Annotated in this window: 13 protein-coding genes; 8 read left to right on the top strand and 5 right to left on the bottom strand. The window is 62.4% G+C overall.

The window, feature by feature from the left end:
• Positions 1 to 27 precede the first annotated feature (27 nt).
• The 4 genes from M1E04_RS02650 to M1E04_RS02635 all read left to right on the top strand — a co-directional run bounded on the left by M1E04_RS02650 (position 28) and on the right by M1E04_RS02635 (position 3,337).
• Positions 28 to 738: an ABC transporter ATP-binding protein gene (locus M1E04_RS02650; protein ID WP_456292342.1), complete on the top strand. Its 711-nt coding sequence runs from the start codon at positions 28 to 30 to the stop codon at positions 736 to 738.
• A gap of 1 nt (position 739) precedes the next feature.
• Positions 740 to 2,005 carry an ABC transporter permease gene (locus M1E04_RS02645; protein WP_456292341.1) on the top strand — a complete coding sequence of 422 codons (1,266 nt, stop codon included), beginning with the start codon at positions 740 to 742 and terminating at the stop codon, positions 2,003 to 2,005.
• 25 nt (positions 2,006 to 2,030) lie between these two features.
• Positions 2,031 to 2,537, top strand: a complete 507-nt coding sequence (locus M1E04_RS02640) for a DUF3299 domain-containing protein (protein ID WP_456292340.1) — start codon at positions 2,031 to 2,033, stop codon at positions 2,535 to 2,537.
• A gap of 113 nt (positions 2,538 to 2,650) precedes the next feature.
• Positions 2,651 to 3,337, top strand: coding sequence for an OmpW/AlkL family protein (locus tag M1E04_RS02635; protein ID WP_065988442.1), 687 nt, complete (start codon positions 2,651 to 2,653; stop codon positions 3,335 to 3,337).
• Between the two features lie 66 nt (positions 3,338 to 3,403).
• Here the strand turns inward: M1E04_RS02635 and M1E04_RS02630 are convergent, their stop codons facing one another.
• Positions 3,404 to 4,333, bottom strand: coding sequence for an NAD-dependent epimerase/dehydratase family protein (locus M1E04_RS02630; protein ID WP_192133444.1), 930 nt, complete (start codon positions 4,331 to 4,333; stop codon positions 3,404 to 3,406).
• Positions 4,326 to 5,210 carry a sugar nucleotide-binding protein gene (locus M1E04_RS02625; RefSeq protein ID WP_065988444.1) on the bottom strand — a complete coding sequence of 295 codons (885 nt, stop codon included), beginning with the start codon at positions 5,208 to 5,210 and terminating at the stop codon, positions 4,326 to 4,328. Before M1E04_RS02625 ends, M1E04_RS02630 begins: the two co-directional genes overlap by 8 nt.
• A 191-nt stretch (positions 5,211 to 5,401) precedes the next feature.
• On the opposite strand from M1E04_RS02625, the gene M1E04_RS02620 reads away from it, so the two are divergent.
• Positions 5,402 to 9,715 carry a DNA glycosylase AlkZ-like family protein gene (locus tag M1E04_RS02620; RefSeq protein ID WP_192133442.1) on the top strand — a complete coding sequence of 1,438 codons (4,314 nt, stop codon included), beginning with the start codon at positions 5,402 to 5,404 and terminating at the stop codon, positions 9,713 to 9,715.
• Positions 9,716 to 9,769: 54 nt separating this feature from the next.
• On the opposite strand, the gene M1E04_RS02615 is transcribed toward M1E04_RS02620, so the two are convergent.
• Entirely contained in the window at positions 9,770 to 11,932 is a 2,163-nt protein-coding gene (locus M1E04_RS02615; RefSeq protein WP_456292339.1) for a mechanosensitive ion channel family protein, read from the bottom strand.
• A gap of 217 nt (positions 11,933 to 12,149) precedes the next feature.
• Here M1E04_RS02615 and M1E04_RS02610 point away from each other — a divergent pair, with 217 nt between their 5' ends.
• From M1E04_RS02610 to M1E04_RS02600, 3 genes are read left to right on the top strand one after another with little or no spacing between them, the layout of a single operon-like run.
• Positions 12,150 to 14,504 (top strand): FdhF/YdeP family oxidoreductase, encoded by a 2,355-nt coding sequence (locus M1E04_RS02610; RefSeq protein ID WP_456292338.1) that lies wholly within the window; start codon positions 12,150 to 12,152, stop codon positions 14,502 to 14,504.
• Positions 14,505 to 14,561: 57 nt separating this feature from the next.
• Positions 14,562 to 15,140 (top strand): TetR/AcrR family transcriptional regulator, encoded by a 579-nt coding sequence (locus M1E04_RS02605; protein WP_296306172.1) that lies wholly within the window; start codon positions 14,562 to 14,564, stop codon positions 15,138 to 15,140.
• Between the two features lie 49 nt (positions 15,141 to 15,189).
• The gene (locus tag M1E04_RS02600) at positions 15,190 to 15,669 is read left to right on the top strand and encodes a nuclear transport factor 2 family protein (RefSeq protein ID WP_456292337.1); all 480 of its coding nucleotides are present in this window, start codon (positions 15,190 to 15,192) and stop codon (positions 15,667 to 15,669) included.
• Between the two features lie 91 nt (positions 15,670 to 15,760).
• Here M1E04_RS02600 and M1E04_RS02595 read toward each other — a convergent pair whose 3' ends face one another.
• Positions 15,761 to 16,300, bottom strand: coding sequence for a single-stranded DNA-binding protein (locus M1E04_RS02595; protein WP_037017756.1), 540 nt, complete (start codon positions 16,298 to 16,300; stop codon positions 15,761 to 15,763).
• A 9-nt stretch (positions 16,301 to 16,309) separates the two neighbouring features.
• Complete coding sequence (locus M1E04_RS02590) at positions 16,310 to 17,704, bottom strand: MFS transporter (protein WP_074891760.1); 1,395 nt, start codon at positions 17,702 to 17,704, stop codon at positions 16,310 to 16,312.
• Positions 17,705 to 17,795: the final 91 nt, after the last annotated feature.

The following is a 17,795-nucleotide window of genomic DNA, read 5'->3' as shown; positions in this document are numbered from 1 at the left end:
GATCACTTTTCAGACGCACGTGTGGCCATGACTCAAGCGCTCATTGAATTGTCCGAACTCGGCTTCAGCTGGCCGGGGCATCCGCAACTGCTGGACATTCCGGCGTTTCGCCTTGATGCCGGCGAAACCCTGTTCCTCAAAGGCCCCAGCGGCAGCGGCAAAACCACACTGCTGGGTCTACTGGGCGGTGTGCAGCGCCCGAGTCGCGGCAGCGTTCGCCTGCTCGGTCAAGAGCTGACACAGCTCTCGGCCGGAGCGCGGGACCGCTTTCGTGTCGATCACACGGGCTACATTTTCCAGCAGTTCAACCTGCTGCCGTTTTTGTCAGTGCGCGAGAACGTCGAGCTGCCCTGCCGCTTTTCCACATTACGCACCCAGCGGGCGACCCAGCGCCACGGCAGCGTCGACAAAGCGGCTGAAACCCTGCTCGCTCACCTCGGCTTGAAAGACTCTGAAATGCTGGGCCGCCGCGCCGACTCGCTGTCCATCGGTCAGCAGCAGCGCGTCGCTGCCGCACGCGCCCTGATCGGCCAGCCGGAACTGGTCATCGCCGACGAGCCCACCTCGGCGCTGGATGCCGACGCCCGCGAAGCCTTCATTCAGCTGCTGTTCGCCGAATGCCGCGAGGCCGGTGCCAGCCTGTTGTTCGTCAGCCATGATCAGAGCCTGGCGCCGCTGTTCGACCGCAACCTGTCGCTGGCCGAACTCAATCGCGCCGCCGTCGCTGCAGAGGTTTGAGATGTATCTTCTTCGTCTGGCGCTGGCCAGCCTCGCCAACCGCCGCTTCACTGCATTCCTCACCGCGTTCGCCATTGCCCTCTCCGTCTGCCTGCTGCTGGCGGTCGAACGGGTGCGCACCGAAGCGCGCGCGAGTTTCGCCAGCACCATCAGCGGCACAGACCTGATCGTCGGCGCGCGCTCGGGCTCGGTCAACCTGCTGCTCTACTCGGTGTTCCGCATCGGCAACGCCACCAACAACATTCGCTGGGACAGCTTCGAGCACTTCGCCAACAGCAAGCAGGTGAAGTGGGCGATCCCGATTTCCCTGGGTGACAGCCATCGCGGCTATCGGGTGATGGGCACCAATGAATCGTATTTCGAGCACTACCAGTACGGTCGTCAGCAGCATCTCGAAATGGCCGACGGCCGGCCGTTTGCCACCGACCCGTTTGAAGTGGTGCTCGGCGCGGAAGTGGCGGACGCGCTGCATTACAAGCTCGGCGACAAGCTGGTGCTGGCCCACGGCGTCGCGACGGTGAGTCTGGTCAAGCATGACGACAAGCCGTTCACCGTCGTCGGCATCCTCAAACGCACCGGCACGCCGGTGGACCGCACGCTGCACATCAGCCTGGGCGGTATGGAAGCGATTCACATCGACTGGCACAACGGCGTGCCGGCACAAGGCGCCGGTCGGATCAGTGCCGACCAGGCGCGCAATATGGACCTCACGCCCACGGCCATCACTGCCTTCATGCTCGGGCTGAACAGCAAGATCGCGACCTTTGCCGTGCAGCGCGAGATCAACGAGTTCCGCGGCGAACCGATGCTGGCGATTCTGCCGGGGGTGGCGCTGCAGGAGCTGTGGAGCCTGATGGGCACCGCTGAAAAAGCGCTGTTCGTGATCTCGTTGTTCGTTGTCTTGACCGGGCTGATCGGCATGCTGACGGCGATTCTCACCAGCCTCAACGAGCGGCGCCGCGAGATGGCGATTCTGCGTTCGGTGGGCGCGCGGCCTTGGCATATCGCCAGTCTGCTGGTGCTGGAAGCCTTTGCCCTGGCGCTGGCAGGCTTGGTCTGCGGCCTGGCGCTGCTTTACATCGGCATTGCCTCCGCGCAGGGTTACGTGCAGGCCAATTACGGTTTGTATCTGCCGCTGTCCCTGCCCAGCGCCTACGAGTGGACGCTGCTGGCAGGCATTCTCGGCGCTGCCGTGTTAATGGGCACCGTGCCCGCGTGGCGAGCCTATCGCCAGTCGCTGGCAGACGGGTTGTCGATTCGTTTATGAGGTCGTTGTGATGCGGATCGGTTGGATGCTGTTAATGCTCGTCGTGACGCCGTTGTGGGCGCAGGACCTGCGCGTGCTGACGTGGCAGGAAATGATCCCGCCTGACGCGCCGCCGGTGAAGCTGATCACCGCGCCCATTCACAACCTGTCGAGCATGGCGGACACCCTGTCAGTCGAGTCGGCGCCCGCCGCCCATCAACTGGCGCCCCATGCGCCGGTGGTCAAATCGCTCGATGGCCAGCGAGTGCGGCTGCCGGGGTATATCGTGCCGCTGGAAGTCAGCGAGGAAGGCCGGGTGACAGAGTTTCTCCTGGTACCGTATTTCGGCGCCTGCATTCACGTGCCCCCACCGCCGCCGAATCAGATCGTCCATGTGACCAGCGAACTGGGCGTCAAGGTGGACGAGCTGTACCAACCCTACTGGATCGAAGGTCCGATGCAGGTCAAATCCTCGACCAGCGAATTGGCCGACGCGGGTTACCAGATGGAAGCGGACAAGATTCTGGTGTACGAAATGCCGGATGAGCAGTGAGTGGCCGTTAACAGGCACACCCTAATCGAGTTTTCATTGAGCCAGGTCAAAAACCGCGACCTAGACGCTTCGTAACATACGGCATACCTTTTTTATGCCCTTACGGAGCCCCCATGCACAAGTACCTGCTCAGCGCGCCCCTGCTCGCGCTTGCACTCGGTGTCCCCCTCGCTGCTCACGCTCACCAGGCCGGTGACTTCATCATTCGCGCCGGTGCTGCCACAACGGCGCCCAATGAAGAGAGCGGCAACCTCAAGCTGGACGGCACCAAAGTCCCGGGGACCAAAGCGACACTGGACAGCGACACCCAACTGGGCCTGGCCTTCGCCTACATGCTCACCGACCACGTGGGCCTTGAGTTGCTGGCGGCAACGCCTTTCCAGCACACCGTTGCGGTCAAGGGCCTGGGCCCGGGTCTGGATGGCAAGCTGGCGGACGTGAAGCAGCTGCCGCCGACCCTGTCGCTGCAGTACTACCCGATGGATGCGACGTCGAAATTCCAGCCCTATGCCGGTGTCGGCGTGAACTACACCTGGTTCTACGATGAAAACCTGAGCAGCGAACGCAAAGGCCAGGGCATGAACAACCTGCACATCAAGAATTCGTGGGGCTGGGCCGGTCAGATCGGCGCGGACTACATGCTGACGGACAAGATCATGCTCAACGCCGCCGTCTGGTACGTGGACATCGACACCCAAGCGACGCTGGACGGCCCGTCGGCGCTGGGCGTCGGCCGGACCAAAGTGAACGTGGACGTCGATCCGTGGGTGTACATGGTTGGCGTGGGCTACAAGTTCTAAGCGCTTGCGCCCCAACGAACAGGCATAAAAAAGGCACCTCATCGGTGCCTTTTTGCTGCGCGGGTTTCAGCGCCCCAGCAGTCGCGCCAGCCCGACCTTCAGCGGCGTGGGCTCTGGCACTTTGAAGCGCTCAAGCAGACGCTGATTGCTCGCCCGGGAATGCTTGATGTCACCCGAACGCGCCGGCAGGTAGCTTACCGCTGGCAGGTTCCCCACCACCTCGGCAAGGGCGGCCAGCAGCTCATTCAGCGAAGTCGTCGCGTTCAGGCCGACATTGACCGCGCCCTCTGCCACGGTCGGCATTTCGATTCCCTGTACCACAAGGTCAACCAGGTCCTCGACGTAGAAGAAGTCGCGGGTCTGCTCGCCATCACCGAAAACGGCAATCGGCAGGCCGTTTACCGCACGCTCTGCGAAGATGCTGATCACGCCGGAGTACGGCGATGAAGGGTCTTGGCGCGGGCCGAAGATGTTGAAGAAGCGGAACACGACAGGCTCCAAACCATGCTGACGGCGATAGAAATCGAAGTAGTGCTCACCGGCCAGTTTGTCCGACGCATAGGGCGTCAGCGGTGCTTTCGGGGTGTCTTCGGTGATGGCCTCGCCTTCACCGTTGTTGCCGTACACCGCAGCGCTGGAAGCAAACACCACGCGTTTGATACCGGCCTGGCGCATCGCTTCGCAGACATTCAGCGTGCCGATGAAATTGCTCTGGTGCGTCTTCACCGGATCATCCACCGAGGCCTGCACCGACGCGACGGCAGCCAGGTGCGCCACGGCCTGGCAACCTACCGCCGCTCGGGCCACCAGCGCGGCATCGGCCACATCACCTTCGATCAGCTCAACACGCGGGTTGTCCAGCGGCAGGTTGCTGGGCTTGCCGGTGGACAGGTCGTCGAGAATACGCACGGCATAGCCTTTGGCGAGCAGCGCGTCCGTCAGGTGCGAACCGATGAAACCGGCGCCGCCGGTGATGAGGACAGGAGCATCAGACATGGCGGTAATAGCGGTCCAGTAGGTTGGGCAGGCCGGCACGCCAGGCGCGTGGCTTGATACCGAAAGTGTGGAGAATTTTCTTGCAGGCGAGCACGGCGTTCTGCGGCTCCTCGCTGGCGTCCGGACGTGCGGCGTGGGCCTGCGCGGTAGGTACCTCGATCGCCAGCGGGCGCAGCAGACGGGCTTCGGTCAACACGGCCTGACCGAACGCCAGTGGCGTGGTCGCTTCGTGGCCGGCGTAGTGATAAGTACCCCACAGCGGCGCGGCGCAATCGAGCTGTTTGAGCACCGAAATGATCACCCTCGCGGCATCGTCGACCGGCGTCGGATTGCCACGACGGTCGTCTGCCAGCAGCAATTCACCAGGGGATTCGGCGCGGCTGAGAAAGCGCCCCAGTACACCTTCGGCGCTGTCGTCGAGCAGCCAGCCAAAACGCAGCAGCACATGCTGCGGACAGGTTGCCCGCACGCTTTGCTCGATGCGCCACAGGGCCTGCCCACGGGAACCCAGCGGCACGGGCTCGTCTTTTTCGCTGTAAGCCGTCGCCCGCGAACCGTCGAAAACGCGGTAGCTGGAGGGTTGAACAAGGACGATGTTGTGGTGCTGGCACAGTTCAGCGAGACGCTCCACAGAGCGTTCCTGATTATCCAGCCTGTCAGCGCTTACCCGATCCGCCTGAAACCAGTCGAAGTAGTAAGCGAGATTGATCAAGGCATCCGGGCGGGTGTCATCGAGCAGTTGCGTCAGGCTTGCCGCATCCCAACCGTCTTGCGGTGGGCGCGGCGCGAGGAATCCAATGTTCTCCTCGGCACCTAGACGAATCAACGCCTGCCCGAGGGCATTCCCGCCGCCCAATAGCATAAGGCGCATTCGCATAGAGTCAGCAGGCTCAGTCTTCAGGTCGATTAAAATTAGGTGAAAAACGTCCGCAAACATAACACGTCGACGGGCAAGTCCCAACAGCCTCGGGCGCGCGGGACTGCGTGAAGCTGTTGAGGCGCGCCGCCGATCACTTGGCCCGGTATCTGCCTCTTGCATCCGCCTGTCTGCGCCCGCATTAATTAGCGATGAACCTTCCCCAGACACCCGACCCGGTGCTCGACGCCTTTCACCCGGCGGTCAGCGCGTGGTTTCGCTCGACATTCCCGGCCATTACCGCGGCCCAGGCCCAGGCGTGGCCGCTGATCAAACGCCGCGAGTCCACGCTGATTGCCGCGCCCACCGGATCCGGGAAAACCCTGACCGCGTTTCTGGCGGTCATCGATGATCTGGTGCATCAGGGGCTGGAGCGGGGTGGCGAGCTGCCGAACGAGACCTTCGTGGTGTACGTTTCGCCCCTGAAAGCGCTGTCCAACGACATCCAGATCAATCTGCAAAACCCGCTGGCGGGCATCACCGATCAGCTGATTCAGCAAGGTCTGCCCGGGCTGCGCATCACCACTGCCGTGCGCACCGGTGACACGCCGCAGAAAGAACGCACCGCGATGCGTAAAACCGCGCCGAACATTTTGGTGACGACGCCGGAATCGCTCTACGTGCTGCTGGGGTCCGACTCCGGTCGGCGCATGCTCGCGAGCACTCAGACCGTCATCGTCGATGAGATTCACGCGATCGCGGCCGGCAAGCGCGGCAGTCATCTCGCCCTGACACTGGAGCGTTTACAGGCGCTGTGTGCAAAACCGCTGCTGCGCATCGGGCTGTCGGCGACGCAAAAACCTATCGAGCGGGTGTCGCGCTTTCTGGTGGGCAGCGACCCGGTCAGCCGGCCGTGCGCCATCGTCGACATCGGCCACGCGCGCCCCCGGGATCTGGCTATCGAAGTGCCGCCTGTGGCCCTGAGCGCCGTGATGTCCAGCGACGTCTGGCAACTGGTCTACGACCGGCTCGCGGTGCTGGCGCGTGAACATCGCACCACGCTGATTTTCGTCAACACCCGGCGCCTGGCCGAGCGCATGGCGCGGCATTTGAGCGAGCGACTGGGCAACGAGGCCGTTGCCGCCCACCACGGCAGCATGGCCAAGGAACAGCGGCTCGACGCCGAGCAGCGCCTCAAGCGCGGTGATCTGCAAGTGCTGATTGCCACCGCTTCGCTGGAGTTGGGGATTGATATCGGTGACGTCGATCTGGTCTGCCAGATCAGCTCGCCCCGCTCCATCGCGTCCTTTTTGCAGCGCGTCGGCCGCTCCGGTCACCACGTTGGCGGCACACCCAAGGGGCGGCTGTTCGCGGTTTCCCGGGATGATCTGATCGAGTGCGCGGCGCTGCTGGATTGCGTGCGTCGCGGCGAGCTCGACACGCTGGTCATTCCCAAGGCGCCGCTGGATGTGCTGGCGCAGCAGATCATCGCCGAGGTCAGCTGTCAGGAATGGCAGGAGCAGGACCTGTTGGCGCTGTTCCGCAAGGCTTCGCCCTACGCCGACGTCGATGAAGGCCATTATCAGGCGCTGCTGAGCATGCTCGCCGAAGGCTACAGCGGGCGTCAGGGCGTGCGCGCGGCGTACCTGCATCGCGACGCGCTGACCCGCACGTTGCGTGGCCGGCGCGGCAGCAAACTCACGGCGGTCACCAGTGGCGGCACGATTCCGGACAACGCCGATTACAGCGTCGTCCTCGAACCCCAGGCGCTGAACATCGGTACCGTCAACGAAGACTTCGCCGTGGAGAGCGCCGCGGGGGACATCTTCCAGCTGGGCAACACGTCCTACCGGATTCTGCGGATCGAGTCCGGCCGCGTGCGGGTCGAGGACGCCCACGGCATGCCGCCGAACATTCCGTTCTGGATGGGTGAAGCGCCCGGGCGCAGCGACGAGTTGTCGTTCGCCGTCGCCCGCTTGCAGGCCGACATCGACGAGCAGCTCAGCGCCCACCCCGGCAATCTTCAGGCCTGCACGGACTGGCTGGTAAAAAGCCTGGGCCTGGACCTCGCCAGCGCCGAGCAGATCATTGAATACCTCGCCCGCGCGCACTCGGCCCTGGGCGCGCTGCCGTCACAGGACACGCTGGTCATCGAGCGCTTTTTCGATCAGTCCGGCGGCACGCAACTGGTGATTCATTCCCCGTTCGGCAGCCGGGTCAATCGCGCGTGGGGGCTGGCGCTGCGCAAGCGCTTCTGCCGCACCTTCAACTTCGAGCTGCAAGCCGCCGCCAGCGAGGACGCCATCGTGCTGTCGCTGTCCACGGCGCACAGCTTTGCGCTTGACGAAGTCTGGCGTTATCTCAACGCCGCCACCGCCGAGCATTTACTGATTCAGGCGGTGCTGGATGCGCCGCTGTTCGGCGTGCGCTGGCGCTGGAACGCCGGGGTCGCCCTGGCCCTGCCGCGTTACACCGGGGGGCGAAAAGTGGCGCCTCAGTTGCAGCGGATCAAGAGCGATGACCTGATCGCCACGGTGTTTCCGGACCAGATCGCCTGTCTGGAAAATCTGGTGGGCGAGCGGGATGTGCCGGAGCATCCGCTGATTGAGCAGACCCTGGACGACTGCTTGCATGAAGCCATGGACGCCGAAAGCTGGCTGAAATTGCTGCGGCGCATGGAGAACGGCGAAGTGCGTCTGGTCAGTCGCGATCTGCCTGCGCCCTCGCCGCTGGCGGCGGAAATCCTCAACGCCAAGCCGTATGCGTTTCTCGACAACGCGCCGCTGGAAGAACGTCGCACCCAGGCGGTGCTCAATCGGCGCTGGAGCGACCCGGAATCCACCGACGATCTCGGCGCGCTGGATGTCGATGCGATCAAAGCGGTGGCCGATGAAGCCTGGCCGCAGCCGCAAAACGTGGATGAGATGCACGAGGCGCTCATGAGCCTGGGGTGCATCACCGGCGTGGAGGCCCGCGAGCACAGCGACTGGATGAAATGGCTGGAGAGCCTGGCCCGCTCGGGTCGTGGCACGCGCTTGCAGGTCACCCCGGAACAGGCGCTGTGGATTCCTCTGGAGCGGCTGACGTGTTTGCAGGCGATCTACCCCGCAGCTGAAATGCACCCGCCATTGGCGGCATTGGCCGGGTTCGACGAAGCGTGGACCGAAGACGAAGCGCGCGTCGAAATCGTGCGGGCGCGGCTGGGCGGTTTCGGCCCGCTTACGGTCGCTGACATCGCCGAGCCGCTGGCGCTGACGCAGAACGAAGTCGCCCAGGCACTCGCGCAGCTGGAGAACGAAGGTTACGTGCTGCGCGGTCAGTTCAACCCTGACGCCGGCAAGGAAGAATGGTGCGAGCGGCATCTGCTGTCGCGCATCCACCGTTACACGGTCAAACGCCTGCGCCGGGAAATCGAGCCGGTGTCGCTGCAGGACTTCACTCGATTCCTGTTCGACTGGCAGCATCTCTCTGCGACCACCCAGAGCCAGGGCAAAGCTGCGCTGCCGGAAGTCGTCGCGCAACTGGAGGGGTTTTCGTCAGCAGCAGGCGCCTGGGACAGTGATCTGCTTCCGGCACGCTTGAAGGATTATTCATCGATCTGGCTGGATGACTTGTGTCGGTCCGGCAAGGTGGTGTGGATGCGTCTGACCAGTCGCAACAAGGTTGGCAGCGCTGCGTTGCGCAGTACGCCGATTGTGCTGCTGCCGCGACCGCAGGTCCGCCTGTGGACCGGGCTGACCGAACAGCCGGCGCCGACTGAATTATCCCTGCGCGCGCAGAAGGTTCACGAGGTATTGTCGAGCCAGGGCGCGATGTTTTTCGATGAGCTGACCGGCGAAGCGCACTTGTTGCGGGCCGAGCTGGAAACGGCACTGCAGGAATTGGTCGGTGCCGGGTTGGTCAATGCCGACAGCTTCGCCGGGCTGCGAGCGCTGATCACGCCGGCGAGCAAACGCAGCAGCCACACCAGTCGACGCAATCGCGGCGCGTTCATTGGCGGCATGGACGATGCCGGGCGCTGGGCGTTGTTGCGTCGCGCGCCGGCGAAAGAAGAAGGCGCGTCACAACGGATCGACAGTGACACGCTGGAGCATGTCGCCATGACCTTGCTACGCCGATACGGCGTGGTGTTCTGGCGCCTGTTGGAGCGCGAGGCGGACTGGCTGCCGACTTGGCGCGAGCTGTTGCGCACGTTCCACAGGCTTGAGGCACGCGGAGAGATTCGCGGCGGGCGCTTCGTTTCAGGCCTGGCCGGTGAGCAATTCGCATTGCCCGAAGCCATCCCGCTGTTGCGCGAAGTCCGCAACCGCCCATTGGACGGCAGCTTGATTGCCGTCAGCGGCGTCGACCCGCTCAACCTCGCCGGGACGCTGCTGCCCGGCGCGAAGGTCCCGGCGATAGTGGGCAACAAGCTGGTTTACCGCGACGGCATTCCCATCGCCGCCATCATCGCCGGCAAGCCGCAGTACTGGGGCGAGGTGGATGAGGCGCTGATGTTGCAGGTGCGCGATCGGTTGTTCAGATAAGCGCAGCCGAGTGGGGCGTGTGATGACCAACCCCGACTCTGCTGCGGCCCGGCCTCAGACAGGGCTTTCGGAGCCATCCTTGTTCACCACCGAGGTTTTGCCCGGCAGCGCTTGTTGCTCTGCGCCCTCCTCGCCACCCTTGTCTTCCGGTGCCTGGCGATTGTGCGGGCTCATCACCAGCTGTGGATAAGTTTGCGCGAATCGTACCTCGAGGGACTTATCCACAAGTCGCTTGAGCCGATCATTGAATGCACGGCTCACCGCGTACTGCCCGCCCGATGACGTGCGGAACTGCGCCGTGATGACAATGCCGTTCATGTCCATTCGATCCAGCCCGAACACCTCCAGCGGCCCCTGCAGTTTGCTCGCCAGCAGCAAATCATCGCTGATCGACTGGCCCGCTTCACGAATCAGCGAAGTCGCCGCGTCCACGTCGGTGTCGTAGGTGAACTGGAACGAGAAGAAGGCGTAAGCGAACTGCCGCGACTGGTTGGTGACCGCCTTGATCTGCCCGAACGGCACCGAATGCACGAAGCCCTTGCCGTCGCGAAGACGCAACGTACGGATCGTCAGGCTCTCGACCGTGCCGGCATGGCCTGAATCCAGCACCACCCAATCGCCGATGGAAATGGTGTCCTCGATGATGATAAACAGGCCGGTAATGACGTCCTGCACCAACTGCTGCGAACCGAAGCCGATCGCCAGACCGACAACCCCCGCACCGGCCAGCAGTGGCGCGACGTTGATGCCCAGATTGGCCATGGTCGTGATGGTGCAGATCACCACGAGGATGATCTTCATCGCGTTGCGCAGCAGCGGCAGGATGGTCTTCACCCGCGTGCTAGGCTGACGCGCGGAACGTCCACTGGCCGGAGGCTTCAGGGCTTCCTGAATGGCCGTGTCCATCACCACCCACAGCAACCAGGTCACCAACAGAATCAGGCCGATGCTGCTGAGGGAATCGCTGATCACTTTGCCCAGTGCATTGCGTTGGGCAAATTCGAACAGCGAGAAACCCCAGATCCGGCCCAGCAACTCGATGAAGCCGATCGCCAGCGCAATACGCATGACCGCGTGCAACAGGCTCAGCAGACGCTCCTTGTAAACACTGTCGGTCCGCGTCTCGGTGGGCTTGAACACGTGCTGGAACAAGGTGCTCAGAAACACCGCGCCAATCAACAGGACTGTCGTCAGCAACGCGCAACGCAGGGCTTCCTGACTGCCTTCGCCGGCACCGATCAGATTCACCGCCGAGACCAGAATCATCAGCAGGATCGGCAAGTGCCACAGGCTGGAGAAAATCTTCAGCGTCTGTTGCACCGCGGGCCGCGCCAGCCGGGCGCCGAGGGAACGGTTGCGGATCAGATGGGCGATCGGCCGACGCATGCGGATGACGACCATGCCAAACATGACCGACGCCATCAGCCCGGTGAACGCCGCGATGCTGGTGGTCACGTTGCCACCAAACAGCCGGGCAATCTGCGGGCTGGTCAACGCGTCGCTCAACGCCGCGAGAAAGCCGATGATGAACAGCGGATGCGGCGCGTAGTGACGAATGATGCGCACCGCTGGCCGTTTATGGCCCGAGTTGAACAGCACAATCAGGGACAACAGCACCGAGGTGGAGAAAATCCCGCTGCTGGTCGAGTACGCCAGACACAGCGCCAGCGCGCGTCCGACCGATGTCGGCATGAAGTGGCTGACGTACAGGGTCAGCGGCAGGCAGATGAGCGCCGGCACCATATAAGGAAGCATATAACCCAGCACCCCGACCACGCGATCACGGCGAATCAAAAACCGGTGCCGCGATAGCCGGGTGACGAGGAACGCGCCGATGCGATTGAGCAGCAGGAACGCCCCCGCCCACACCAGGGACAGCATCACGAAATCGCCGGCGATCCGCCACGCTGAGCGCGACTGCGGCTTGTTGACCAGCGCGTCGATCTCGTCGGCGGCGCGGTCAGCGCGCAGACGCCAGGAGTCGAGCAGGTGGCCATCCACATCGAGCTTGTCTTGCACGCTGTCGATGCTGGAACTGATGGCGCCGAGCAATCCTCCCTTGACCAGAATCTCCGCTTTGGCGGGATCCTGCGGTGCAGAATCGGCGGGTGCCGCAGCGGCAGCGGTTGTTGCGGCGGGGGCGTCAGCGGCTTGAACATTGACGCTGCAAACGCTTAACAGCAGGCAAAGCAACAGAAAGGGTTTGAAATTCGGCAAAACGCGAGTCACTCCTTCGATCAGGGAACCGTGGAAAAAACGGCCCTCTGACACTGATCGGATTTCACCCGGCAAGTTCGCTCCGACACGCAATCGTCATGTTGGCCGTTGACGGTCCTCTTACCGACAAATGTAACGAACCTTTACCGAGCCGCTTCGTCGTAGCCTTACGAGGGCGACTGTCTCCAGTGCGCCCGCTCCGCCGAGGATCAACTCCATGTCGCTCATCCATCCCAAAGCCCATTTCCGCCCCTACACCTCTGCCGCCGGCGGTTGGGGCTCGGCGAAGTCGGTGATGGAGATCCTCTGGCGTGAGCAGGCACCGATTCGTGCAGGCCTGCCGCTGATCAAGCAGAACAAGCCGGGCGGGTTTGCCTGTGTCAGCTGCGCATGGGCCAAGCCCGGCAAACCCCACAGCCTGGAGTTCTGCGAAAACGGCGCGAAGGCCACCGCGTGGGAGCTGACGTCGCGGAAGACCGACCCGGCCTTTTTCGCCCGGCACACCCTCACCGAGTTGCGCCAGTGGCCCGATTACGACCTTGAGCAACAGGGCCGCCTCACGCACCCCATGCGGTACAACGCTGGAACTGATCGTTACCAGGAAACCACGTGGGAGGAGGCCTACCGCGACATTGGCGCGCAGCTGAAAAGCATGACGCCGGAGAGCGTGGTTTTTTATGCATCGGGGCGGGCCTCGCTGGAAACGTCGTTCATGTACCAACTGGTCGCCCGTGCCTACGGCAACAACAATTTGCCCGACAGCTCGAACATGTGCCACGAGAGCACGTCGGTCGGCCTGCAGGAAAGTATCGGCGTACCGGTAGGAACAGTGACGCTGGATGACTTCGAGCACACCGATTGCATCCTGTTTTTCGGCCAGAACGTGGGCAGCAACAGCCCGCGTATGCTGCATCAGCTGCGTGAAGCGCGACAGCGTGACGTGCCGATCATCACGTTCAATCCGATCCGCGAGCGCGGCCTGGAACGCTTCGTCAATCCGCAGTCCCCGGTGGAAATGCTCGGGCCGAAATCGACGGTCATCAGCACTCAATATCACCAGCTGGCAATCGGTGGCGACACGGCGGTGGTGCTGGGCATTGCCAAATCGCTGTTCGAAATGGACGAGGCGGCGCTGGCTAAGGGTCAGCCCGGAATCATCGATCAGGCGTTTATCGCCCAGCACACCGAAGGATTCGCCGAGTTCTGCAACTGCGCGCTCGAAACGCCTTGGGACACCATCGAGCGTCAGGCAGGACTGAGCCGCAACGCGCTGGAGGCGGTGGCGACGGTGTACGCCAGACACGAGCGCGTGATGCTGGTTTACGGCATGGGCATCACCCAACACCGGCGCGGCGTGACTAACGTGCAGATGTTGGTGAACCTGCTCCTGCTGCGCGGCAACATCGGCAAGCGCGGCGCGGGCATCTGCCCGGTGCGCGGTCACTCCAACGTGCAGGGCCAGCGCACCGTCGGCATTACCGAAGACCCGAACAAGATTCCTGTGGATAAGATTGAGGCACTGTATGGCTTCGCGGTCCCCTCGAAAAAAGGGCTGAATACCGTTGAGACCTGCGAAGGACTTCTGGACGGGAGCGTGCGCGGATTCATCGGGCTCGGCGGGAATTTTCTGCGGGCGATCCCCGACACGTCCCGCATGGAGCCGGCCTGGAATACCTTGGACCTGAACGTTCAGATCGCCACCAAGCTGAACCGTACTCACCTGGTTCCGGGGAAAAATGCATGGATCCTGCCCTGCCTCGGGCGCATCGAAAAGGATGTGCAAAACGGCGTCGAGCAGGTTTATACCACCGAAGACAGCACCGGCTGCGTGCGGGCGTGGCAGGGTAACAGCGAACCGGCCAGCGCCCACGCCCGCGCCGAAGCCGCGATCCTCGCTGGCATTGCCGAGACAACATTATCCGGTGCCACCCGGATCGATTGGGACGCCTGGCGCCGCGATTACGCGCTGATCCGTCAGGGCATCGCTCAGGTCTATCCCGAGATTTTCCACGACATGGAAACCCGCATGTGGGAAACCGGCGGCTTTCATCGCCCCATCGCGGCAGCGAAGCGTGAATGGAAAACCGAGAGTGGCCGCGCGATGTTCATCACGCCCGAACTGCTCGAAGAAAACGATGATGTGTACCCGAACCACACACGCCGCGACGTGCTGCAACTGATGACGTTGCGCAGCAATGACCAGTTCAACACCACGATTTACGGCTACGAAGATCGCTTCCGTGGCGTGAGCGGCACCCGCGCGGTCATCTTCATGAACCGCAACGACGTCCTGCGAATGGGCTTCAAACCGGGAGACTGGGTCAACGTCACCACCGCCATCGAGCCTCAGGTCACGCGTTCGGTAGGACCTCTGCAGATCATTGCCTATGACATCCCCGAGAACTGCTGCGCGGCGTACTACCCCGAGTGCAATCCACTTGTTCCGTTGTGGCATCACGCTGAACGCAGCAAGGTGCCTGCGGCTAAATCCATCCCCGTAACGCTGGCCAAGGCATCACCCAGTGCAGAGGATTTGAAACGCGCGCTGCCGGAGTCTGACCAGGTGCGCTGAGCCTGTTCTTGAAGGAGCGGCTTGACGCGGGAGAACGGACGTTCTACCTTCCGCGTCATGAATACATCAACGGCCAATACCCGCGAGAAAATCCTCGCGACCGCCGAACAGCTTATTTACCAGAATGGCATTCAGGCCACCGGCATGGACCTTCTGGTAAAGACGTCGGGCGTCGCGAGGAAAAGCATCTATCGCTACTTCGCTACCAAAGACGAGGTCGCGGCTGCTGCGCTCAACGCACGTGACGTACGCTGGATGGACTGGTTTCGGACTGAATCAAGCAAGGCCGACACCCCTGAAGCGCGCGTTCTAAATATGTTTGATGTGCTCAAAGGCTGGTTCGAGTCCGAAGGCTTTCGCGGCTGTGCGTTCATCAATACCGCCGGCGAAGTTGGCGATCCACAGGACCCCATCCGTCTTATTGCCAAGCTGCACAAGCAGAAACTGCTGGATTACACGCTGGAGCTCTGCGAGCAGCTCGGGATTGCCGATCCGCACACTCTTGCCAGACAGCTGCTCATCCTCATGGAAGGCGCGATCACCGTCGCTCGCGTTATGGGCGACTACAGTGCTGCAGAGAGCGCCAAGGCTGTTGCCCAGTTGATGCTCGAACAGCGCTTGCCTTCCAGTTCCTAGCCACACACGTCCCACCCACCGCCGAATCATCACCGCCTGGAGGTCCATCATGTCGTCCAATGCCCAAACTCGCCCGCCACTTCCTCCTTTCACCCGAGAATCCGCCACCGAAAAGGTTCGCCTGGCTGAAGATGGCTGGAACAGCCGGGACGCTGAAAAAGTCTCGCTGGCCTACACACTCGACACCCAATGGCGCAATCGCGCCGATTTCGTCGAGAACCGTGAAGAGGCGCAAAATTTCCTGATTCGCAAATGGAACAAGGAGCTCGACTACCGCCTGATCAAAGAGCTCTGGGCGTTCACCGACAACCGCATCGCGGTCCGTTACGCCTACGAATGGCACGACGATTCAGGCAACTGGTTCCGCTCGTACGGCAACGAGAATTGGGAGTTCAATGAAGACGGCTTGATGGCGCGGCGTTTCGCCTGCATCAATGACATGCCGATCAAAGAGGCAGAGCGCAAGTTTCACTGGCCGCTGGGACGCCGTCCTGACGATCATCCCGGGTTATCGGATCTGGGTTTGTAACCCTCGAACGCGACCCAAAACAAAGCCCCCGACAACTGAGCTGTGCGGGGGCTTTTGTTTGCTGCGTTATCGCGGCTGGAGCACGCGGTGTTTAGAAAGGAATGTCGTCATCGAAGCTGTCGAAATCAGGCGCTGGCTGCGGCGCTTGTTGCGGCGCAGGGCGTGATTCACGCTGTGGCTGAGGAGCGGATTGCTGCGGGCGTGCCTGCTGCTGCGGACGCGGTGCCGAGTTCTGGGAGTTCTGATAACCGCCACCACCCTGGCCCTGTGGAGCGCCGTCGCCTTGAGGACGGCCACCGAGCAATTGCATGGTGCCTTGCATGTCGACGACGATTTCAGTCGTGTAACGCTTGATGCCGTCTTTTTCCCATTCGCGGGTCTGCAGCTTGCCTTCGATGTAAACCTGCGAACCCTTGCGCAGGTACTCGCCGGCGATTTCGGCGACCTTGCCGAACATCGAAACACGGTGCCACTCGGTCTTCTCGACCTTCTGACCGGTTTGCTTGTCAGTCCACTGTTCGCTTGTTGCCAGACTCAGGTTGGTCACGGCATTACCGTTAGGCATGTAGCGGACTTCGGGATCCTGGCCGCATGTGCCGACCAATATGACTTTGTTAACCCCACGGGCCATAACGTTCTCCTAGGCTTCACACGTTTCCGACGCTGGATTGACCACTTCGTCGAAAGACGCCCGATCCAACAGTTCTTTGTCAAATTTGATATAGATGGCAGCCTCATCGGCGACCACTACTGCATCTGTTACTCCGCGTACGGCCAACACGCGATCGGCAAGGCCTGTGTCGCGTTGAGCCTCGGGCGACAACGGCAAGCGAAGGCTGGTTACGTAGGGAGGTTCGCGCATGGTAACAGCAAACGCCAGCCAGATGGCGGCCAGCCCGGCGCCGCCGAGGAACACCACATCCAGTCCGCCGTGCTGGAAAAGCCACCCGCCGAGGATGCCCCCCGCCGCCGAACCCAGGAACTGACTGGTGGAGTAAATCCCCATCGCCGTGCCCTTCCCGCCCGCCGGAGACACTTTGCTGATCAGCGACGGCAGCGACGCTTCGAGCAAATTGAATGCGGTGAAAAAGACCACAGTGCCGATGACCAGCGCCCGCAGCGTGTCTCCGAACTCCCAGAAGAATAGCTCAGTGAGCATCAGCACCAGCACGGCGCCGAGCAAAACCCGCTTCATCTGACGCTTCTTTTCGCCGTAGATGATGAAAGGGATCATCGCGAAGAAAGAAATCAGCAGCGCTGTGAGATACACCCACCAGTGCTGCTCCTTGGGCAAGCCGGCTTTTTCGACCAGCGCCAGCGGCAATGCAACGAAACTGGACATCAGCATGGCGTGCAACGCGAAGATACCCAAGTCCAGACGCAACAGGTCGGGATGACGAAGCGTCGCGCCCAGTGCCTGTCGTGCCAGACCGGATTCCCGGTGCTGCAGGGTCACCGTGGACTTGGGCACGACGAAGGCAACGATCGCCACGCCGACCAGCGCCATCGCGCCGGTCGCCAGAAAAAGTCCGGACAATCCGAATGCACTGGTCAGAATGGGGCCGACCACCATCGCAACGGCGAACGACACGCCGATCGTCATGCCGATCATCGCCATGGCTTTGGTGCGATGCTGCTCGCGGGTCAGATCGGACAGCAACGCCATGACCGCCGCGGAGATAGCACCCGCGCCTTGCAGGACCCGACCGGCGATCACGCCCCAGATCGAGGTGGACTGGGCGGCCAGCACGCTGCCCAGCGCAAACACGATCAGCCCTAAATAGATGACGGGGCGACGGCCGATGCGATCGGAGATAATGCCAAAAGGAATCTGCAACACCGCCTGTGTCAGGCCATAAGCACCGATCGCCAGACCGATGAGTGCCGGGCTCGCGCCGGCCAGGTCCATCCCGTAAGTGGCGAGTACGGGGAGCACCATGAACATGCCAAGCATACGGAAGGCGAACACCAGCGCCAGACCGCCCGCCGCGCGGGTTTCGCTGCCGCTCATGCGCTCGCTGTGAGAATCGTGCATGAAGAAACCTCGTATGAACCGGCGGCGATTCTACCAGTCCCATCGTTTAGAGCACATACGACGGTTTGCCGCGCATCGCAGGAATATTCTT

This window comes from Pseudomonas sp. AK106 (genome assembly GCF_053903055.1).
Note: the sequence above shows the minus strand (reverse complement) of the source record. Positions and strands in the feature narration are given on the sequence as shown.